Raw genomic sequence first — 21,491 nt, 5'->3', positions numbered from 1 at the left:
TAGGCTTCCGGGGTGAGCGAAAACAGCGAGTTCAGGTTCGGTCCCGCCACTGGGGTCGGGTCCATGCCGGGTGGCGACGCGCGGGAGGCCGCCAAGACCGCCACCGGTTCCTTCGAGGACTTCCCCTTCCTCGCCGAACTTCCCGCGCGCGGGCCCGGGGCGGACATGATCGGCCGGACCGCGGGGATGCTCGTCGAGCTGTACGCGCGCGTGGAGCCCAGCGGCTGGCGCTTCGGGGACCGGCCGGGCCGGGACACCAAGCGGGCCAGGTCGTGGCTGGGGGAGGACCTCGACGCCCTGGAGGAGTACACCCAGGGATACGAGGGCCCGCTCAAGGTGCAGGCCGTCGGTCCCTGGACCCTGGCAGCCGCACTGGAGCTGAGGAACGGCGAGTCCGCCCTCTCCGACCCCGGCGCCTGTCGCGACCTCGCCGGCTCGCTCGCCGAGGGACTGCGTCTCCACCTCGACGACGTCCGCCGGCGCATCCCCGGGGCCGAGATCGTCCTCCAGCTCGACGAACCCTCCCTCGTTTCCGTGCTCCGTGGTCAGGTGCCGACCGCCAGCGGCTACCGCACCCACCGCTCGGTCGACCGTCAGGTCGCCGAGGCCACGCTCCGGGACGTCGTCGGCGTGAACGGGGGCGGTCCCGTCGTCGTCCACAGCTGCGCGCCGGACGTCCCCTTCGCCCTGCTGCGCCGGGCGGGCGCGGCGGCGATCTCGTTCGACTTCTCCCTTCTCACCGAGCGTGACGACGACGCGATCGGTGAAGCGGTCGAAGGCGGCACTCGTCTGTTCGCCGGTGTCGTTCCCGGCGTGGACGTCCCGTTGTCGGACCCTGCCGGTAGCGTCATGGGGGTCAGGACGCTGTGGCGCAGGCTGGGGCTGCGGCCGGGTCTTCTCGCGGAGGCGGTCACGCTCACTCCGTCGTGCGGACTCGCGGGGGCCTCCCCCGACTTCGCGCGCAGGGCGCTGGCCCACTGCGTCCGGGCGGCGAGATCTCTCGCGGACAACCCAGAGTAACGGGAGGACACAACGGTGGCCGGCGAACAGCACGCAGAGCCCACATCGGTACCCGCCGACGCACGGGAGCGGCACGCGCGGCTCGCCGAGGAGATCGAGGAGCACCGCTTCCGGTACTACGTGAAGGACGCCCCGGTCGTCAGCGACGCGGAGTTCGACACGCTGCTGCGTTCCCTGGAGGCGCTGGAGGAGGAGTACTCCGAGCTGCGGACACCGGACTCGCCGACCCAGAAGGTCGCGGGGGCGTACGCCACGGAATTCACCTCCGTCCAGCACCGGCAGCGGATGCTGTCGCTCGACAACGCGTTCTCCGACCTGGAACTGGCCGCGTGGGCCGAGCGCGTGGCCAAGGACGTGGGCGCCTCCGACCACCACTTCCTGTGCGAGCTGAAGGTCGACGGCCTCGCCGTCAACCTCACGTACGAGCACGGCCGTCTCACGCGCGCGGCGACCCGCGGCGACGGCCGTACGGGCGAGGACATCACGCCCAACGTCCGTACGATCACGGAGATCCCGGACCGTCTGACCGGTGATCACGTCCCCGACCTCGTCGAGATCCGCGGCGAGGTCTACTTCCCGATGGAGAAGTTCGAGGAGCTCAACGCCCGGCTGGTGGAGGCGGGCGACAAGCCCTTCGCCAACCCGCGCAACGCGGCGGCCGGTTCGCTGCGCCAGAAGGACCCGCGCGTCACCGCGACCCGCCCGCTCCACATGGTCGTCCACGGCATCGGCGCCCTGGAGGGGTTCGAGGGCCTCGGCAGGCTCTCCGAGGCCTACGGCCTGCTGCACTCCTGGGGACTGCCGACCACGCGGTACGCCAAGGTGGTCGACGGCCTCGACGGCGTACGGGAGTTCATCGCGTACTACGGGGAGAACCGCCACTCCGTGGAACACGAGATCGACGGGGTGGTCGTCAAGCTCGACGAGATCCCCCTCCAGGGCCGGCTCGGCTCCACCGCGCGCGCACCACGCTGGGCGATCGCCTGGAAGTACGCGCCCGAGGAGGTCAACACCAAGCTCGTCAACATCCGTGTCGGCGTGGGCCGTACGGGCCGGGTCACGCCGTACGCGCAGGTCGAGCCGGTCACGGTCGCGGGCTCCGAGGTCGAGTTCGCCACCCTGCACAACCAGGACGTGGTGAAGGCCAAGGGCGTCCTCATCGGGGACACGGTGGTGCTGCGCAAGGCCGGTGACGTCATCCCCGAGATCCTCGGACCGGTCGCCGACCTGCGCGACGGCACCGAGCGGGAGTTCGTGATGCCGGCCGAGTGCCCCGAGTGCGGTACGGCGCTGCGGCCCATGAAGGAGGGCGACGTCGACCTCCGCTGTCCCAACGGCCGCTCCTGCCCGGCCCAGTTGAGAGAGCGGGTCTCCTATCTCGCGGGCCGGGAGTGCCTCGACATCGACCATTTCGGCAGCGTGGCCGCGGCGGCGCTGACCCGCCCGCTGGAGCCCGCCGCCCCGCCGCTCGTCGACGAGGGCGACCTCTTCGACCTCACGATCGAGCAGCTGCTCCCCATCAGGGCGTACGTTCTCGACCAGGACAGCGGCCTGCCCAAGCGCGACCCGAAGACCGGCGAGGAGAAGATCGCCACGGTCTTCGCCAACCAGAAGGGCGAGCCGAAGAAGAACGCGCTTGCCATGCTGGAGGGGATCGCCGAGGCGAAGAACCGTCCGCTCGCCCGTTTCATCAACGGACTCTCCATCAGACACGTGGGCCCGGTGGCCGCCGAGGCACTGGCCCGCGAGTTCCACTCCATCGACCGCATCGAACAGGCCACCGAGGCGGAACTCGCCGCGGTCGACGGGGTCGGCGGGATCATCGCGACGTCGCTCAAGGAGTGGTTCGCCGAGGACTGGCACCGCGAGATCATCCGCAAGTGGAAGGCGGCCGGCGTCCGGATGGAGGACGAGGGCGCGGGTGAGGACGAGGGACCCCGTCCGCTCGAGGGCCTCACCGTCGTCGTCACGGGCACGCTCGAACACCACACGCGGGACGGGGCGAAGGAGGAACTGCAGAGCCGTGGAGCAAAGGTGACCGGCTCTGTTTCGAAGAAGACATCCTTCGTCGTGGTGGGCGACAATCCCGGCTCGAAGTATGACAAAGCGATGCAGTTGAAGGTTCCGGTGCTGAACGAGGAGGGCTTCGCCGTCCTGTTGGAGCAGGGACCGGACGCGGCGGCGGAGGTCGCGCTTCCGATCGAGGAATAGCGGTTGAAGACCACCCGTTCGGCGCATATCGGTGACATGCGGGTGACCAGGTCGCATTCGGGCAACCGTCGACGACCGCTGCCCGTGGAAGCCTTCCGCGGCCTACTGTTGACGTGTGCGCCCGCCGTGCCCGGCCTCGGTCGGCGCATCCCCCGCTCCTCACGAGCCGGGGGAAGGGTTTTCCACGCGGCCACCGTTGGCGGTTGTCGTCGGCAACGGATCGTGTGGCGTGGGCACCGCCGGCAGTGAGAGGGACGGGAATGGAACCGACCGAGAGCGCCGCTCCCGACTCACGGCTGCGCCTGCGCCGGACGACCGGCGCATGGCTGACCGGCCTGCGGTCGGGACGGCCTTCGGAGCGCGCCGTCCGGAGCGGGCTCGGTGCCGTGCCGCTCCCCGTTCCCGCCGGTCCCGGCGCTCTCACCGCCGAACGCGGCACCGGCCTGCCCGGCCAGGACCCCGAACGCCAACTGTCCTGGCCCGCGCTGCCGTCGGCGGTCGTGGCCACGGCCGCGTTCGTCCTGGGCGCCGGCTTCTACCGGGCGTTCACCGGTCATCACGCCCTCTTCCCCTGCGGCGCCGTCGGCTGGGCGCTGGCCCTGCTCACCGGCGTCATCGTCGGTCACCTGGTCGCCCTCGGCCGTGCGCGCTGGTGGGGCGGCACCGGTTCCGGCGCCGCGCTGACCCTCGCGGTCCTGCTGCTGTACGGCTGGGTTCCGGCCGGCATGGTCAGTCTCACCGTCGTCGTCCTGGTGGGCACGGCCCGCCGCAACCGCTGGCGCCAAGCCGTCATGCACGGCGCCGCCGACATCCTCGGGATCGGCGCCGGAGCCCTGGTCCTCGCGTCGTTCGGGCGGTTCCCGAGCGTCGAGACGCCCTGGGCCCCCGACACCTGGACGTTCTACACCGCTCCCCAGCTCGTCCTGGTCGCCGGCTCCTATCTCGCCGTCACCCGCGTCCTGCTCTGGTACCTGAACACGCCGGTCGGGGGCCTGCCCACCGTCGCCCGTACGGCCCTGGTCAGACACGGGCTCGTCGCTGTGGCGCTGCTCGGCATCGCGCCGCTGATCTGTGTCGTGGCGATGGCCCAGCCCACGCTGCTGCCCCTGTTCTCGATCCCGCTGATCGCCCTCGACTCCACCCTGTGGATAGCCCGCGCGCGGGCCGAGGAGCAACTGCGCGACCCGCTGACCGGACTGCCGAACCGTCAGTGGCTGCTGGAGCGCACCTGGACGGCCCTGGACGACGCCGAGCGCATCGGCGCACGCTCCGCCCTCATGCTCATCGACCTGGACCGCTTCCGTTCGGTGAACGACACGCTGGGGCACCTCGCCGGTGACCGGCTGCTCCTCCAGATAGCCGACAGGCTGCGGCTCGCACTGCCGCGCGGGGCGGAGGCCGCGCGGCTCGGCGGAGACGAGTTCGCCGTCTTACTGCCGGTCGTGGACTCCACCACGTCGGCCACACGGGTCGCCCGCAATCTCGTCGCCACCCTCGGCTCGCCGCTCGACCTGGACGGGCTCACCCTCGTCCTGGAGGCCAGCGCCGGGCTCGCCGTCTTCCCCGACCACGCGCTCGACGCGGAGGGGCTGCTGCGCCGGGCGGACATCGCGATGTACCAGGCGAAGCGGGACCGCACGGGCGTGGAGGTGTACGAGTCCAAGCGGGACTCCAATACCCCCGACCGGCTGGGCCTGCTGGGCGATCTGCGCCGGGCCCTGGACACCGGCGACGTCGAACTGCACTACCAGCCCAAGGTCCGCTTCGACGGACAGGTGGCCGGTCTCGAGGCCCTGGTGCGCTGGGTGCATCCCGAGCGCGGGAAGGTTCCGCCGGACGAGTTCATCGCCATCGCCGAGTCGTCCGGGCTGATGCCGCACCTCACCGAGTACGTCCTGGAGACGGCCCTCGGACAGGTCGCGCGCTGGCGGGCGCAGGGCCTGTACGTGCCGGTCGCGGTGAACGTGTCGCCGCGCGACGTGCACACGCCGGGGTTCGCCGGCGCCGTCGCCGCACGTCTCGCCCGGCACGGAGTCCCCGCGGGAGCGCTCCAACTGGAGATAACGGAGCACGTGCTCCTGGAGGACCCGCAGCGGGCCGCCGACACCCTCGCGGCTCTCACCGGGCACGGCGTGAAGATGTCGCTGGACGACTTCGGCACCGGGTACTCCTCCCTGGTCCATCTGCGCCGGCTGCCGGTCAGCGAACTGAAGATCGACCGTTCGTTCGTCGCGCGCCTCGCCGTGGACGCCGAGGACGCCGAGATCGTGCGCTGCACCATCGACCTCGCCCATTCGCTGGGGCTTCTCGTCGTGGCGGAGGGCGTCGAGGACGACGAGACGTGGGAGCGGTTGCGGGACCTGGGCTGTGACGCAGTCCAGGGGTGGCTGGTCGCCGCGGCGATGCCTCCGGAGGAGGCCACGGCGTGGCTGCTGGCCCGCGGTTCCCGTGGCTGGCAGCGCCCGCGAGCCGCCCTTCCCGCCGCCGAGTAACTCCGGTCCGGCCTGCGGCCGGATGCCTCCCACCCACGCACCACCCGTGACAGTCTTCCGACAGGCTCGGCCCCCTCGTGGTGTCTTCCCGCCGCAGGCGTCGTGCGGTTGGGAGGGGACACGGCCGCAGACGCGGCCTCCCGCGCCCTCCGGCGCGGCGGACGCCGACGGCGAGAGGCGGTGCGCGGGTGGGAGGCGTCCGGCCGGAGACCGGGGAGCCGTTCGGCCGATCGCCGCCGACGGTGGGACGGCTGAACGGGAGAGCTCACCTGTCCGGAGACAGTCACGGGTGGTGCGCGGGTGGGAGGCGTCCGGCTGGAGGCCGGGAGCCGTTCGGCCGATCGCCGCCGACGCTGGGACGGCCGAACGGGAGAGTTCGGCTTGCCGGGGGACGGTGAATGGGTGGTGCGCGGGTGGGAGACGACCGGCCGGAGGCCGGGCCGCGGGCGTGCCCCGGCAAACCCGGGCGCGGGCATCGGCCCGGGCCCCATAGGATTGGGCCAAACCACACCGCACTCACCCCAGAGGATCGCTGCATGCCTGGCATCACGCGCGAGGAGGTCGCCCACCTCGCACGGCTGGCGCGTCTGGAGCTGAAGGGCGAAGAGCTCGACCACTTCGCAGGCCAGCTCGACGACATCATCGGCGCGGTCGCCCGCGTCAGCGAGGTCGCCGACCAAGACGTACCGCCGACCTCTCATCCGCTGCCGCTGACGAACGTCATGCGCGTGGACGAGGTCCGTCCGTCGCTCACCCCCGAGCAGGCGCTCTCCGGCGCCCCGGCCCAGGAGCAGCAGCGTTTCAAGGTGCCGCAGATCCTGGGGGAGGACTAATCACCATGACGGACACCAACGTCAACATCATCAAGCTCACCGCGGCCGAGATCGCCGGGAAGATCGCGGCCGGCGAACTCACCGCCGTCGAGGTCACCGAGGCCCACCTCGCCCGGATCGAGGCCGTCGACGAGAAGGTGCACGCCTTCCTGCACGTCGACCGCGAGGGCGCCCTCGCCCAGGCGCGTGCCGTGGACGCCAAGCGGGAGGCCGGCGAGAAGCTCGGCCCGCTCGCCGGTGTGCCCCTCGCGCTCAAGGACATCTTCACCACCGAGGGCATCCCGACCACGGTCGGCTCGAAGATCCTCGAAGGCTGGATCCCGCCGTACGACGCGACGCTCACCAAGCGGCTCAAGGCCGCCGACGTCGTCATCCTCGGCAAGACCAACATGGACGAGTTCGCCATGGGGTCCTCGACCGAGAACAGCGCGTACGGGCCGACCGGCAACCCCTGGGACCTCACCCGGATCCCCGGCGGCTCGGGCGGCGGCTCCTCCGCGGCCCTCGCCTCCTACCAGGCGCCCCTCGCCATCGGCACCGACACCGGCGGCTCCATCCGTCAGCCGGCCGCCGTCACCGGCACGGTCGGCGTCAAGCCGACGTACGGCGCGGTCTCCCGCTATGGCATGGTCGCCTTCTCGTCCTCCCTCGACCAGGGCGGCCCCTGCGCCCGTACGGTCCTGGACGCCGCCCTGCTCCACGAGGTCATCGCCGGGCACGACCCGCTCGACTCGACCTCCATCGACGCCCCGGTCCCGCCGGTCGTCGAGGCCGCCCGCAACGGCAGCGTGACGGGCATGCGCGTCGGTGTCGTCAAGCAGTTCCGCGGCGAGGGCTACCAGGCCGGTGTCGTGCAGCGCTTCGACGAGGCCGTCGCGATGCTCAAGGAGCTGGGCGCCGAGATCGTCGAACTGGACTGCCCGTCCTTCGACCTGGCGCTCTCCGCGTACTACCTGATCGCCCCGTCGGAGTGTTCGAGCAACCTCGCCCGCTTCGACGGCCTGCGCTACGGCGCGCGCGTCGGCGACGACGGCACGCACTCCGCCGAGGACGTCACCGCGCTGACCCGTGAGGCCGGCTTCGGCCCCGAGGTGAAGCGCCGCATCATGCTCGGCACGTACGCGCTCAGCTCCGGCTACTACGACGCGTACTACGGCAGTGCCCAGAAGGTCCGCACGCTCATCACGCGCGACTTCGAGAAGGCGTTCGAGCAGGTCGACGTGATCGTCAGCCCGACCACGCCCACCACCGCCTTCCCGATCGGCGAGCGCGCCGACGACCCGATGGCGATGTACCTCGCGGACCTGTGCACCATTCCGACCAACCTGGCCGGCAACTCCGCCATGTCGCTGCCCTGCGGTCTCGCCCCGGAGGACAACCTCCCGGTCGGACTGCAGATCATCGCTCCGGCGCTGAAGGACGACCGTCTGTACAAGGTCGGAGCCGCCGTGGAGGCCGCCTTCGTGGAAAGGTGGGGGCACCCGTTGCTTGAGGAGGCTCCGTCGCTGTGAGCAAGGCAATGTCCAAGGCCAAGGGCTTCAAGAAGTCCAAGTCCGGCACGTATCTGTCCATGGCGGGCACGGCGTTCGGCGCCCTCGGTGTCGCGAAGCAGGTCAAGAAGGCCCGCAAGGAACACGACACGCTGCGCCTCATCGACGCGGCCGTGTCCGCCGCCGCCATCGTCACCGGCCTCGCCATCCTCTACCGGGAGCTCAAGCGCCTGGGCGACGACGACGTCCTGCTGGGCTGAGAGGGAAGTTTTCACCGTGACCACCACGATCGACCTGGTGTCGTACGAGGACGCACTCGCTACGTACGACCCCGTCATGGGCCTCGAGGTCCATGTCGAACTCGGCACCAAGACGAAGATGTTCTGCGGCTGCTCGACCGAGCTGGGCGCCGAGCCCAACTCGCAGACCTGCCCGACCTGCCTCGGCATGCCCGGCGCCCTCCCGGTCGTCAACGCGACCGGTGTCGAGTCCGCCATCAAGATCGGCCTCGCGCTGCACTGCGAGATCGCCGAATGGTGCCGCTTCGCCCGGAAGAACTACTTCTATCCGGACATGCCGAAGAACTTCCAGACCTCCCAGTACGACGAGCCGATCGCCTTCAACGGCTATCTGGACGTCCAGCTGGAGGACGGCGAGGTCTTCCGCGTGGAGATCGAGCGCGCCCACATGGAGGAGGACACCGGCAAGTCGCTGCACGTCGGCGGTGCCACCGGCCGTATCCACGGCGCGTCCCACTCGCTGCTCGACTACAACCGGGCGGGCATCCCGCTCATCGAGATCGTCACCAAGCCGATCGAGGGCGCGGGCGAGCGGGCCCCCGAGGTCGCCAAGGCGTACGTCGCCGAGCTGCGCGAGCTCATCAAGGCGCTCGGTGTCTCCGAGGCCCGTATGGAGCAGGGCCAGATGCGCTGCGACGTGAACCTCTCGCTGCGCCCGCACGGGCGTGACAAGTTCGGCACGCGTTCCGAGACGAAGAACGTCAACTCCCTGCGTTCCGTCGAGCGTGCCGCCCGCTTCGAGATCCAGCGCCACGCCGCGGTGCTGAACTCCGGCGGCACGATCATCCAGGAGACCCGCCACTTCCACGAGGACACCGGGTCCACGACCTCGGGCCGTGTGAAGGAGGAGGCCGAGGACTACCGGTACTTCCCGGAGCCCGACCTCGTCCCCGTCGCCCCGTCCCGTGACTGGGTCGAGGAGCTGCGCGCCGGACTGCCCGAGCAGCCGCTGGCCCGTCGCAACCGGCTGCGCGAGGAGTGGGGAGTCAACGCCCACGACATGCAGTCGATGCTCAACGCCGGCGCGATCGACTCGATCGTCGCGACGATCGAGGCCGGTGCCGACTCCGCCTCCGCCCGCAAGTGGTGGATGGGCGAGCTGGCGCGCAGCGCCAACGAGTCGGGCAAGGCGCTGGAGGACCTGCCGATCACCCCGGCGCAGGTCGCCCGGGTGGCCGAGCTGGTCACCTCCGGAGATCTGAACGACAAGCTGGCCCGTCAGGTCATCGAAGGCGTCCTCGCCGGCGAGGGCACCCCCGACGAGGTCGTCGACAAGCGCGGCCTGAAGGTCGTCTCGGACGAGGGCGCGCTGACCGCCGCCGTCGACGAGGCCATCGCCGGGAACCCGGGCATCGCCGACAAGATCCGCGGCGGCAAGGTCCAGGCCGTCGGCGCGCTCGTCGGCGCGGTCATGAAGGCCACCCGCGGCCAGGCCGACGCCGCTCGCGTCAAGGAGCTCATCCTGGAGAAGCTGGGCGTCTCCGAGGGCTGAGATCCGGGTTTTCCCACATCCCAGGGGGTGCATCGCAACCGATGCACCCCCTGGGGTCTGTGTCAGCGTGCTCAGGTCAACGCGCTACGCTCCCGCGCCATGAGTGGAAGCACCGACTCCGAGACGCACGACCGCACGACGCAGGACCAGAAAGAGCGGGACCGAGAAGCACGGGATCAAGAAGCACGGGACCGAGAAACACGGGATCAAGAAGCGCAGGGCCGAAGGAACCAGGGCCCGGAGGAGCAGGGCCAAGAGGAGCAGGACCGGGACCGGCCGGAGCGAGCGGGGTCGGAGCCGGAGGAGTCGGCGCGGGGCGAGCGGGACCGGGGTGAGGCGGACCCCGACGATCCGCGTCCCGGGAGCCAGGGTTCTGACGATCCGGGCTCGGACGATCCGGGTCCCGAGAACCAGGGCTCCGACGGCCCCGACCGCGAGGACCACGAGGACCACGCGGACCACGGCCCTGAGGATCCCGACGACGAGGATCCGGACCCGGAGGTGCGCCGGGCGCGCTGGACCGCGGTCGGGACGGGCGTGCTGCTGACCGTCGCCGGACTCGCCGCGTCGGTGATGCGCACCGCCGGCTCGGGGACCGCGCTCATACCCCTCTCCTATGCCTCGGGGGCCGTCCTGTGCGCCGGCGCGTCGGCGCTCGGGGCCAAGGGTCGCACCCGGCGGGCGCTGTGGCTGATGATCGCCGGCGCGATGGTCATGGCTGTGGGTGACCAGCTCGACTGAGCTGTGGCAGGCGGGGCGGCAGAGGCCACCCGTATGCGCTGTGACGTCGGACGCAACCCTGTGAGTAAGCCCACGAATGCGACAAAGGATCACTTCAGGCTGTAAGAGTGATGACGCATTAGTCATGTGTTCTTTGCGGGCAGTTCCCGATAAAGATCCACAAATCCCCCAGGGAGCTCGCTCGTGGCAGCCCTTGCACGGTGGTGCGTCCAGCATCGCCTCGTCGCCGTACTGCTCTGGCTTCTCGCCTTCGGTGGTGTGACCGCGGCCGCTGCCGTGACGGGCTCCGCGTACTCCAACGACTACGAGGTCCCCGGCACCGAATCGGGCCACGCGACGCAGCTCCTGAACAGCGGCTTCCCCGGCCTCGGCGGCGACAGTGACACCGTTGTCTGGCACACCGGTTCGGGCACCGTGCGCTCCGCCGACGTCGAACAGTCGATGACCCGCGCCCTGGACAAGATCGAGAAGCTCCCCGGAGTGGCCTCCGTCGACAGCCCGTACACGCACCAGGGATCGGGCCGGATCAGCCAGGACGGCCGGACGGCGTACGCGACCGTCACCTTCGCCGACCGGGTCGAGAACCTCGACAAGGGAGAGGTCCAGGCCGTCGTCGACGCCGCGAAGGCCGCCGAGGCCAAGGGGCTCGACGTCGAGCTGGGCGGTACCGCCATCTCCCTCACCAAGGCGTCCGGCGGGCACGCGGCCGAGATCGTCGGTGTGGCCGTGGCCGCCGTGGTCCTCTTCCTCGCGTTCGGCTCGCTCGCCGCCTCCATGCTGCCCATCGCCACCGCCCTGGTCGGCGTGGGCACGGCGTACTTCGGCATCGTGCTCCTCGGACACGCCATGACCGTCGCCGACTTCGCCCCCATGCTCGGCATGCTGGTGGGCCTCGGCGTCGGGATCGACTACGCGCTGTTCATCGTGACCAGACACCGGCGCGGCCTCAAACGCGGACTGCCGGTGGCCGAGGCGGCGCAGAACGCCGTGGCCACCACCGGACGCGCGGTCGTCTTCGCCGGCGCCACCGTCTGCATCGCCCTGCTGGGCATGCTCATCCTGCGGCTCAACTTCCTCAACGGTGTGGCGATCGCAGCCTCCCTGACCGTCGTCCTCACCGTCGCGGCCTCCGTGACCCTGCTGCCCGCGCTGCTGTCCTTCATCGGTCCGCGCGCGCTGAGCCGCCGGGAGCGGCGACGCCTGGAGGAGCACGGGCCCCAGCCGGAGATGGCCACGGGGTTCGCCGCCCGCTGGTCCGCCTTCGTGGAGCGCCACCCCAAACTGCTCGGTGCCGTGGCCGTCGTCGTGATGGCCGTGCTCGCCCTCCCCACGCTCTCCCTCCACCTGGGCACGTCCGACCAGGGCAACGACCCGAGGACGACGACCACCCGGCAGGCGTACGACCTGATCTCGGAGGGCTTCGGTCCCGGAGTGAACGGGCCCCTGACCCTCGTCACCAAGGTCGGCGGCGCCGAGGACAGGCTCGCCCTGGACAACCTGGACGCCACGCTGCGGACCACCGAGGGTGTCGCCTCGGCGACCCCGGTGACGTACAACGGCACCGGTGACACCGCCTTCCTCACCGTCGTTCCGGCCTCCGCGCCGCAGTCCCAGAAGACCAGCGACCTGGTGGACCGGCTGCGCGCCGACGTCCTGCCGCGCGCCGAGTCGGGCACCTCCCTCGACGTACAGGTCGGCGGTGTCACGGCGAGCTACGACGACTTCGCGGACGTCATCATCGGCAAGCTCCCGCTCTTCGTCGGTGTCGTGATCAGCCTCGGCTGTGTCCTGCTGCTGCTCGCGTTCCGTTCGATCGGCATCCCCCTCAAGGCCGCGGCCATGAACGTCGCCGCCGTCGCCGCCGCCTTCGGAGTCGTCGTCGCGATCTTCCAGTGGGGCTGGGGGAGCGAACTGCTCGGTCTCGGCCGCGCGGGCCCGATCGAGCCGTTCCTGCCCGTGATCATGGTGTCGGTGCTCTTCGGGCTCTCCATGGACTACCAGGTCTTCCTGGTCAGCCGGATGTACGAGGAGTGGCTGGAGACCGGTGACAACCGGCGCGCGGTCCGCGTCGGTCTCGCCGAGACCAGCCGGGTGATCAACTCCGCCGCCGTCATCATGATCTCGGTCTTCCTCGCCTTCGTACTCAGCGGCGACCGCGTCATCGCGATGTTCGGGATCGCCCTCGCAGCCGCCGTCGCCCTGGACGCCTTCGTCCTGCGCACGCTCCTCGTCCCCGCCCTCATGCACCTGCTCGGCGACGCCAACTGGTGGCTGCCCCGGGCGCTCGACAAGAGGCTGCCGCGCATCAGCATCGAGCCGCCCGAATGCCGGGCCGCGCATGAGAGGCTGGCCGAGGCCACGGACGCCGAGGCGGCCGACGTACTGGGCCGCGGGGCGGCCGACGCCGGAATCCTGGACGCGGAGATGACGGACGCCGAGACGAGGGACGCCGGGGGCACCGACGTGACGACGAAGGAGCGGTGACGGGATGTACGCGATATCCCTGGGCGACGACGGAGCCGTACTGCGGCCCCTGGAACCCTGGCACGCCGAGGAGTTCCTCGCCCACCTGGACCGCGGGCGCGAGTTCATCGGGCAGTTCATCCCCTTCGGCTCCCGGTCCACGGACGTGCCGTCCGCGCGGGCACAGCTCCAGAGGTACGCCGACATGCGCTGCGCCGACACCGGGTCCCTGCACGGCCTGTGGCTGGACGGGAAGCTCGTGGGCGGTGTGCTCTTCCTGAACTTCGACGCGGACCAGGGCAACTGCGAGGTCGGCTGCTGGCTGGAACCCGCCGCCTCCGGGCGGGGTCTGGTCACCCGGGCGATGCGGGTCCTCATCGACTGGGCTGTCGAGGAGCGCGGGATCCACCGCGTGGAGTGGGTCGCCGCGGCGGGCAACGTCCCGAGCCTGAACGTGGCCCGGCGGCTCGGCATGAGCCGGGACGGCGTGTTCCGGGAGAAGCACACCCATCACGGGGTCCGGCACGACCTCGAGGTGTGGTCCCTGCTCGCACCCGAGTGGCGTGCCGCACGCGCGGACGCCGCCCACAAGGATCATTAAGGAACTTCTCAGACGGCATCCGTACGGTGCCCGCATGGGAACCAAGACAGTTGACGAGGCCGGGGCCGAGACCGGCACCGAGGCACAGCGCGACGAGCGGACCGAGGACGCCACCGAGGCCGGCACGACCGGGGCGTCCGCGGACGAAGCGACCGGGACCCCGGCCGGGGCCGAGGAGCGGGACGAGGACCTGGACGAGGGGGACGAGGCCGACGAGGACCTCGCCGGCCTCGATGACACCGGCACGGGCCGGGACGCCGGTGTCGGCCAGGGTGCCGCCGCCGTGGTGTCCGCCGGACTCGGCGTGGTGTCGCTGACCGGCAGCTGGGTCGCCACCGTGGCCGCCGCCCGGGAGACCCTGATCGGCCAGCTCCAGACCTCGTCGTCCGCGAGCGTGGCCACGCAGGTCAAGGAGGTCTACGGCGACGCCTGGGCGACCACCGCGCTGGTCGGCGGCCTCTTCGCGCTGGCCGCGCTGATCGTCGGCGTCGTCGTGCTGGTCCGGCCCGCGTTCGGCGCCCCCGGCAAGCCGCAGGCCGCCTGGATCAAGTCCGTCGCCTGGGCGGGCGTCTCGCTCGGCGTCGTAGGACTGGTGCTGGCGGTCGCCAAGTACTCCGACATCCTCCTCGGACTGCCCTCCACCAGCTGAATCCCGCAGCGCCGACACCACCGACGAACGACGACTCAGAGGGGCCTTAGGGCCGGCACGGGAAACCGGCCGCCGCTCTAAGGCCCTTCGCGTTCCCGAGATGCGGAACTCTCCCGATGTGGCGCACCCCCCTGGGAGACGAAGGTTGAGGCATCGCGAACGAGCGAGACCGAAACCGAGTCTTCACGAGGGGTACAAGATGTTCGAGTTCGAGCTCCAGCAGATCCGGTCCGAGGAACTGATCCGCAGGGCCCAGACCTACCGGCTCGCCAGGGAGGCCGCGAGCGGCCGCCGGGCCGCCCGCCGCGCCGCCGCCCTCCGGTCCGCACAGGACGGCACCGAGGAACGCGCCCATAGCGGCCGCCCCCGCCGGCACCGGTCGGCCCGCACCGCATGACTGCCGGGGCGCCCGTGGACGGCCGGGCACCGTCCGGCCGTCCACAGGCTGTGCGGGACGGCGCCCCCGCGGCGGCCGGCCGTCTCCCACCGGGCGGCGGCCGGCCGGCGGGCGGGGCACTGACCGCCGTCCCGACGACCGGTGCCCCCCTGTCGGACCCCTGTGCCATGCTCGGGCCCGTGGAGACCAGGTCCGTCAGCCCGGTGTTCGTCGGACGCGCCGACGAACTGGAGGTGTTGAACGACGCGCTCGCCCGCGCCGCCGCCGGGGGAGAACCGCAGGCGTTCCTGCTCGGCGGCGAGGCCGGCGTCGGCAAGACCCGCTTCCTGGAGGAGTTCTCCGCCGCCGCCACCGGCGAGGGCGCCGTCGTCGCCTTGGGCGGCTGCGTCGAGATCGGCGCCGACGGCCTCCCCTTCGCCCCCTTCTCCACCGCCCTGCGCGCCCTGCGCCGCGCCCTGCCCGACGAACTCGCCGCCGCGGCCGCCGGACAGGAGGAGGAACTCGCCCGCCTCCTGCCCGAGCTCGCGCAGACGACCCGGGGACGGCAGTACGAGGAGGACGGCATGGCCCGCCTCTTCGAGCTCACCGCCCGCCTCCTGGAACGGGTCGCCGCGGACCGCACGGTCGTCGTCGTCCTCGAAGACCTGCACTGGGCCGACGCCTCCACCCGCCATCTGCTCGCCTACCTCTTCCGCACACTGCGCAGCGGCCGTCTCGTCGTGATCGCCACCTACCGCGCCGACGACATCCACCGCCGTCATCCGCTGCGCCCCCTGCTCGCCGAGCTCGACCGCCTCCGCACGGTCCGCCGCATCGACCTGGGCCGCTTCAACCGGGCCGAGGTCGGCCGCCAGATCGCCGGAATCCTCGCCCGCGAACCCGACACCGCCCAGGCCGACGAGATCTTCGCCCGCTCCGACGGCAACGCGTTCTTCGTCGAGGAACTCGCCGTCGCCGGCCGCGAAGGCTGTCCCACCGGACTCACCGACACCCTGCGCGACCTGCTCCTCGTCCGCGTCGAGGGACTGCCCGAGAGCGCCCAGCGGGTCGCCCGGATCGTCGCCGAGGGAGGCAGCACCGTCGAGTACCCGCTGCTCGCCGCGGTGGCACGGCTCGCCGAGGACGACCTCATCGAGGCCCTGCGCGCCTGCGTCGGCGCCAACATCCTGACCGCCTCGCCCGGCGGCGACGGCTACCGCTTCCGCCACTCCCTGGTCCGCGAGGCCGTCAGCGACGACCTGCTGCCCGGCGAACGCTCCCGCTTCAACCGCCGCTACGCCGAGGCCCTGGAGGCCGACCCGGCGCTCGTACCGGCCGACGAGCGCGTCACCCGGCTGGCCAGCTACTGGTACCACGCCCATGACGCCGCCAAGGCCCTGCCCGCCGTCCTCGACGCCTCGGTCGAGGCCCGCCGCCGGCACGCCCACTCCGAGCAACTGCGGCTCCTGGAGCGGGCGATGGAGCTGTGGGAGACGGTCCCCGGCACCGTACGGGCCGAACTGCGCCCCATCGACTACGTGGAGGCCTACCCCCCTCCCCTGTCCGAGGGGCACGGGGAGACTTCCGACGGCCGCGGCTCCGCGGCCGCACCCCTGAGCTACCTGGACCTGATGGCCGAGGCCGCCGTCGCGGGCCGGCTGTGCGGGGAACGCGAACGCGCCCTGAAGACGACCGGACGGGCGCTGCACCTCCTGGAGGACGCGGGCGACCCGCTGCGCGCCGCCTGGTTCTGGATCCAGCGCTCCCGGCTCGTCCAGGCACAGGTCCGCGGCGACGGCTGGAAGGAACTCGCCACCGCCCAGGACCTGGTACGCGGTCTGCCGCCCTCCCAGGTGCACGCCGAGGTCCTGTCCATGGTCGCCGCCTGGTGCATGGTGCACCAGCCGGGCCACGGCGCCCTCTCCGCGGCCGAACGCGCCGTGGAGTACGCGCACATGGTGGGCGCCCGGGACACCGAGCTGAACGCCCGGCTCACCCTCGGCGGGCTGATGGTCGACGCGGGGCAGATCGAGGACGGGCTCGCGGAGATGTACCGGGTCAGGGAGCGGGCGAACCGCCAGGGCGCCGCGTACGTCGTGGGCCGTCTGCACATCAACCTGCCCTCCCATCTGGAGTCGGTGGGCCGCTCCCGCGAGGCCGTCGCCATCCTGCGCGAGGGCATAGAACTCGCCTGCCGGAACGGCCTGTTGGACACCCAGGCCTGGGTCTGGGGCAACCTCTCCGAATCGTTGTACGCGCTCGGCCGCTGGGACGAGGCCGCCGAGGCCGCCCGCAACGCCCTGGCCGTCGGACTCGGCGGCAAGGCCTCCGGGGTGGGCGCGTCCCGGCTCGCGCCCGTGGCCCTGGCCCGCGGCGACCTCGCCGAGGCGGGCCGCCGGCTGACCGCCGCCCGCGGCCACTTCGGCAGCCACGACCCGATGCCCCAGCACGCCCTGCCGCTGCTGTGCACCACCATCGGCGTCGCCGCGGGCGAGGGCCGCTTCCTCGACGCCCGTGCCGCCCTGGACGAGGCACTGGCCGCGGGCTTCCCGCCCGGCACCCAGCGCTACGCCTGGCCGCTGCTGCTGGCCGCCGTCACCGCGGAGGACGACGCCCACGACCTGCCCGTCGCGGCCCCCGGCCGCGCCCCGGCCCTGGAACGCGTCCGCACGGCCGCGCGGACCCTGGCCACCGGGGCGCCCGTCTGGCTCGCCCACGCCGCATGGGTGGGTGCCGAACTCCGGCGGGCCGACGGCGCGGGCACCCCGGACCAGTGGTCGGAGGTGGTCGAGGCTTTCGAACCCCTGGAGCGCCCCTACGACCTCGCCCGGGTCCGCCTCCGCCTCGCCGAGTCCCTGCTGCTCACGGGCGCGGACGACGACGAGCGCGCCCGCGCCGCGGAACTCCTCCGGCTGGCCGGCGCCGCCGCCGGACACCTGGGCGCCCGTCCGCTCGGTGACGCGGTCGCGCTGCTCGCCCGGCGCGCCCGCCTCACCCTGGAGCACACCCGTGAACGGTCCCGGACCGCTCCCGCCGACCCCGCGGCCGCGTTCGGTCTCACCAGCCGCGAGCGCGATGTCCTGCGCCTGGTCGCGGCCGGGCGCAGCAACCGTCAGATCGCCGAGGAACTCTTCATCTCCCCGAAGACGGCCAGCGTCCACGTCTCGAACATCCTGGCCAAGCTGGACGTCTCGGGACGGGGGGAGGCGGCCGCGCTGGCCCACAGGCTGCGGCTCTTCCCGCCGGACACCCCGGCCGCCCGAGCGGCCGGCTGAGCGCGCGCCCGTGAGGGAAACCGGCCGAGGGCGAGCCGCGTCCGCCGCGGCCCGCCGCCGTCCTACTTCACCTCCAGCTCCAGAAGCCGGTCGTCGCCCTTCACGGGGGTGCCGCGGCTGTCGGTCTCGCTCGTGGTCAGCCAGAGCCGGTCGCCGCCCGCGGAGACGACCGTGCGGAGGCGGCCGTACCTGCCCGTGAGAAAGGCCTCGGGCGCCGCGGACGCCTCGGTGCCGTTCAACGGGACGCGCCACAGGCGCTGCCCTTTGAGAGCCGCCATCCACAGGGACCCCTCGGCGTAGGCGATCCCGCTCGGAGAGGCCTCGTCGGTGTGCCACTGGACGATCGGATCGTGGTACCTGGAGTCGTGGCTGATGCCTTCCACCACCGGCCAGCCGTAGTTGTCGCCCGGCTTGATCTGGTTCAGCTCGTCCCAGGTGTCCTGGCCGAACTCCGAGGCCCACAGCCGCTGTTTGTCGTCCCAGGCCAGACCCTGGACGTTGCGGTGCCCGTACGAGTACACGACCGAGTCGGGGAACGGATTGCCCGGCGCGGGCTCGCCCTCCGGCGTCATGCGCAGGATCTTCCCGGCGAGCGACTTCTTGTCCTGGGCCAGGCCCCGGTCACCCGTCTCGCCGGCGCCCGCGTACAGCATCCTGTCCGGGCCGAAGGCGATCCGGCCACCGTTGTGGATCATGCCCTTGGGGATGCCCTTGAAGATCGTGTCCGGCGCGCCGAGTTGTTCGCCGGACGGCCTCCGCTCGTCGTACAGCATGCGGACGATGCGGTTGTCGGACGCCGTGGTCAGGTACGCGTAGACCATGTGGTCGGAGGCGTAGTCCGGCGAGAGGGCTATGCCCAGGAGACCGCCCTCACCGGCCGGGGCCACCCCGGCCACCTCGCCCAGCAGTGTCTTCCTGCCGGTCTTCTCGTCGATCCGGGTGATCGTCCCCCTGTCCCGCGAGGACACCAGCAGACCGCCCCCGGCCAGCGGCGCGAGGCCCCAGGGGGTGTCGAGGTCCTCGGTGACGGTGCGCAGGACCTTCACCGAGCCCTTCGCGGGCGGTGTCGCCTCGGCGGTCGCGCTCTGGGCGGACGACGAGTGCGGGGACGTGCTCCCGGCGCCCGCGGACGTGCCCGGGCCCGCCGGGCCCGGGCGGCCGCCGGAGGAGCAGCCTGCCGTCACCAGGAGCGCGGCCGTGGCCAACACGACTGTCACTGCTCGAACTTGCACCATCAATGTCCCTTCGACGCGGCGGTCCTCCTGTTCATACACCGCTCGCGTTCCCCGGGGTCCCGGTCCCGGCCGGGCAGTCCGCGCCGGGCTCCGCGATCGCCGGTCAGTCCCAGGATCCCAGCGCCCCCGGCAGTGCCGCCACCTCGGCGAGATCCTCCGCCGTCAGCCGCAGTCCGGCCGCCCCCGCGTTCTCGACGACCCACCGCTCCCGCTTGGCCCCCGGCACCGGGACGACGTGCGGACCCTGCGCCAGCACCCACGCCAGCGCCACCTGCGCGGGTGTGACGGGACGGGCACCGCCCCCGTGCCGCCGCGCGACGTGCCGCAGACCGATGACGATGGGCTGGTTCGCCGCCATCATCTCGGCGGTGAAACGGGGGTGGCGGGCCCGCGGATCGTCGGGCTCGAAGCCCTCGCCGGGGGTCAGCGTGCCGGTCAGGAAGCCGTTGCCGAGCGGCATCGCGGCGAGGAACCCGACGCCGCGCGCCGCACACCACGGCAGCAGCGCGTCCAGCGCCTCCGCCGACCACACCGACAGCTCGGCCTGCACGGTGCTCACCGGGAAGACCTGCTGCACCCGCTCCAGCAGCCGGATCGTTCCGTCGTGCAGCCGCGCCCCCGCCCGGCGGCCGGACCCCGCGCCCACCGCGCACAGCCCGAGCGAACGGACCTTTCCGGCCGCGACGAGCTCGGCCATCGCGCCCCACGTCTCCTCGACCGGCACTTCCGGGTCCGCGCGGTGCAGCTGGTAGAGATCGATCACGTCCGTCTGGAGACGGCGCAGCGACGCGTCGCAGGCCCGCTTCACATAGCCGGGGCGGCCGTTGGCCACGAGGTGCTGATCACCCACGAGCAGGCCGACCTTGGTCGACACGAAGGCCTCGGAACGCCGCTCCTTCAGGACGCGCCCGACGAGCAGCTCATTGGTGAAGGGCCCGTACATGTCGGCCGTGTCGAGCAGCGTCGACCCCCGGTCCAGTGCCGCGTTCACCGCGCGCAACGACTCCTCGCCACGCTGTTGCGACCCGGTGTAAGCCCAGCTCATCGGCATGCATCCGAGTCCGACCGCCCCCACACCGAGCGCCGCCGCCCCGATCGTTCTGCGCTCCACCTGGCCGTGATCCTCCTTCTGCCGGACCCCAACCTAACCTGTGCGCATGGGCGTCTGGCATAACCTCCTGACCATGACTTCCGATGTCTGGCTCCCCTTTCACGCGGACGAGATCGACGGACTCCCCGAGGGCCCCGACTACCGTTTCTGGGACGGCGGTCAGGAGTTCCCCGCGGATCCCGCCGACTGCGTGTTCTATGTCGTGCCCTACATGAAGCCGCCCGCCGTCTCGCGGCGGCCGATGGCCGAAATGACCTCGCTCCGGGCCGTGCAGACCCTCTCCGCCGGTGTCGACCACGTCCTGCCGGGCCTCAACTCCCTGCCCTCCGGTGTGGTGTTGTGCAACGCCCGCGGGGTGCACGAGGCGAGCACCGCGGAACTCACGCTCGCCCTGATCCTCGCCTCGCTGCGCGGGATCCCCGACTTCGTGCGAGGCCAGGACAAGCAGGAGTGGCGCACGGGCTTCCGTCCCTCACTGGCCGACAAGTCCGTTCTCATCGTGGGGTACGGGTCGATCGGGTCCGCCATCGAGGACAGGCTCGTGCCGTTCGAGCTCGCGCGGCTCGCGCGCGTCGCGCGCTCCGCCCGTGCCGCGGCGCGCGGTCCCGTGCGCCCCCTCGCCGAACTGCCCTCCCTGCTTCCCGAGTCCGACGTCGTCGTGCTGACCACGCCGCTCACGGACAGCACCCGCGGCCTGGTGAACGCCGACTTCCTGTCCCGGATGAAGGACGGCGCGCTCCTGGTGAACGTGGCCCGCGGCCCCGTCGTCGACACGGACGCGCTGCTCGGCGAGCTGAAGAGCGGGCGCATCACCGCGGCCCTCGACGTCACCGATCCCGAACCGCTTCCCCCGGGCCACCCGTTGTGGCACGCGCCCGGCGTGCTCATCAGCCCCCACGTCGGAGGGCCGACCTCGGCGTTCTGGCCGCGCGCCAAGCGACTGCTCGCGGATCAGCTGACCCGCTTCGTGAACCGGGAGCCGCTGCGCAACGTGGTCCTTACCACCGGCACCTGAGCGACACCCTGTCCGCTCGCCGTCCCGCCTCGGGCACGCTCCGCAGTTCTCCGGATGCGGGCAGTGCCGACATAGTCCCTGGTCGTTACGCAGCGTAGAGGAACTATGTCCCTGAGTGACGAGACTGGTGTATCGTCCCGACAGGGGCTGCGCCGCGCACCGTTCGGCGCCGGGGACGGACATTGAGA

The 21,491-nt window shown here is 71.9% G+C and carries 16 protein-coding genes; 14 read left to right on the top strand and 2 right to left on the bottom strand.

All coding sequences use genetic code 11. The features are described from left to right. The first annotated feature begins 12 nt into the window (after nucleotides 1-12). The 13 genes from OG780_RS13245 (at nucleotide 13) to OG780_RS13185 (ending at nucleotide 17,942) form a co-directional block, all read left to right on the top strand. Nucleotides 13-1,020: a methionine synthase gene (locus OG780_RS13245; protein ID WP_328447849.1), complete on the top strand. Its 1,008-nt coding sequence runs from the start codon at nucleotides 13-15 to the stop codon at nucleotides 1,018-1,020. 15 nt (nucleotides 1,021-1,035) lie between these two features. After that, nucleotides 1,036-3,231, top strand: a complete 2,196-nt coding sequence (gene ligA, locus OG780_RS13240; RefSeq protein WP_328447847.1) for an NAD-dependent DNA ligase LigA — start codon at nucleotides 1,036-1,038, stop codon at nucleotides 3,229-3,231. A gap of 260 nt (nucleotides 3,232-3,491) precedes the next feature. Continuing rightward, nucleotides 3,492-5,723 carry a putative bifunctional diguanylate cyclase/phosphodiesterase gene (locus tag OG780_RS13235; RefSeq protein ID WP_328447845.1) on the top strand — a complete coding sequence of 744 codons (2,232 nt, stop codon included), beginning with the start codon at nucleotides 3,492-3,494 and terminating at the stop codon, nucleotides 5,721-5,723. Between the two features lie 536 nt (nucleotides 5,724-6,259). Next, nucleotides 6,260-6,556, top strand: a complete 297-nt coding sequence (gene gatC / locus OG780_RS13230; protein ID WP_037622623.1) for an Asp-tRNA(Asn)/Glu-tRNA(Gln) amidotransferase subunit GatC — start codon at nucleotides 6,260-6,262, stop codon at nucleotides 6,554-6,556. A gap of 5 nt (nucleotides 6,557-6,561) precedes the next feature. Beyond that, the gene (gene gatA, locus OG780_RS13225) at nucleotides 6,562-8,067 is read left to right on the top strand and encodes an Asp-tRNA(Asn)/Glu-tRNA(Gln) amidotransferase subunit GatA (protein ID WP_328447843.1); all 1,506 of its coding nucleotides are present in this window, start codon (nucleotides 6,562-6,564) and stop codon (nucleotides 8,065-8,067) included. An 8-nt stretch (nucleotides 8,068-8,075) separates the two neighbouring features. Beyond that, a complete protein-coding gene (locus OG780_RS13220) occupies nucleotides 8,076-8,306 on the top strand; it encodes a hypothetical protein (protein WP_326790784.1) in 231 nt (76 codons plus the stop codon). Between the two features lie 16 nt (nucleotides 8,307-8,322). Next, nucleotides 8,323-9,837 carry an Asp-tRNA(Asn)/Glu-tRNA(Gln) amidotransferase subunit GatB gene (gene gatB, locus OG780_RS13215; protein ID WP_328447841.1) on the top strand — a complete coding sequence of 505 codons (1,515 nt, stop codon included), beginning with the start codon at nucleotides 8,323-8,325 and terminating at the stop codon, nucleotides 9,835-9,837. A 99-nt stretch (nucleotides 9,838-9,936) separates the two neighbouring features. Further along, on the top strand, nucleotides 9,937-10,578 hold the full coding sequence (locus OG780_RS13210; RefSeq protein ID WP_328447839.1) for a hypothetical protein: 642 nt from the start codon (nucleotides 9,937-9,939) through the stop codon (nucleotides 10,576-10,578). Nucleotides 10,579-10,761: 183 nt separating this feature from the next. After that, nucleotides 10,762-13,062 (top strand): MMPL family transporter, encoded by a 2,301-nt coding sequence (locus OG780_RS13205; protein ID WP_328447837.1) that lies wholly within the window; start codon nucleotides 10,762-10,764, stop codon nucleotides 13,060-13,062. Nucleotides 13,063-13,066: 4 nt separating this feature from the next. Continuing rightward, nucleotides 13,067-13,642 carry a GNAT family N-acetyltransferase gene (locus tag OG780_RS13200; protein WP_328447835.1) on the top strand — a complete coding sequence of 192 codons (576 nt, stop codon included), beginning with the start codon at nucleotides 13,067-13,069 and terminating at the stop codon, nucleotides 13,640-13,642. Between the two features lie 34 nt (nucleotides 13,643-13,676). Next, a complete protein-coding gene (locus tag OG780_RS13195) occupies nucleotides 13,677-14,291 on the top strand; it encodes a hypothetical protein (protein WP_328447833.1) in 615 nt (204 codons plus the stop codon). Between the two features lie 199 nt (nucleotides 14,292-14,490). Next, nucleotides 14,491-14,688: a hypothetical protein gene (locus tag OG780_RS13190; protein ID WP_328447831.1), complete on the top strand. Its 198-nt coding sequence runs from the start codon at nucleotides 14,491-14,493 to the stop codon at nucleotides 14,686-14,688. 167 nt (nucleotides 14,689-14,855) lie between these two features. Then, entirely contained in the window at nucleotides 14,856-17,942 is a 3,087-nt protein-coding gene (locus OG780_RS13185) for a helix-turn-helix transcriptional regulator (RefSeq protein ID WP_328447829.1), read from the top strand. Nucleotides 17,943-18,004: 62 nt separating this feature from the next. On the opposite strand, the gene OG780_RS13180 is transcribed toward OG780_RS13185, so the two are convergent. Further along, on the bottom strand, nucleotides 18,005-19,177 hold the full coding sequence (locus tag OG780_RS13180) for a PQQ-dependent sugar dehydrogenase (protein WP_328447827.1): 1,173 nt from the start codon (nucleotides 19,175-19,177) through the stop codon (nucleotides 18,005-18,007). Nucleotides 19,178-19,280: 103 nt separating this feature from the next. Further along, complete coding sequence (locus tag OG780_RS13175; protein ID WP_328447825.1) at nucleotides 19,281-20,288, bottom strand: aldo/keto reductase; 1,008 nt, start codon at nucleotides 20,286-20,288, stop codon at nucleotides 19,281-19,283. A gap of 73 nt (nucleotides 20,289-20,361) precedes the next feature. Here OG780_RS13175 and OG780_RS13170 point away from each other — a divergent pair, with 73 nt between their 5' ends. After that, complete coding sequence (locus tag OG780_RS13170; RefSeq protein ID WP_328447823.1) at nucleotides 20,362-21,303, top strand: 2-hydroxyacid dehydrogenase; 942 nt, start codon at nucleotides 20,362-20,364, stop codon at nucleotides 21,301-21,303. Nucleotides 21,304-21,491 lie beyond the last annotated feature (188 nt).

Source organism: Streptomyces sp. NBC_00386, assembly GCF_036063235.1.
Lineage (GTDB): Bacteria > Actinomycetota > Actinomycetes > Streptomycetales > Streptomycetaceae > Streptomyces.
The sequence above is the reverse complement of the archived record's forward strand: the minus strand, read 5'-3'. Positions and strand labels throughout refer to the sequence as shown.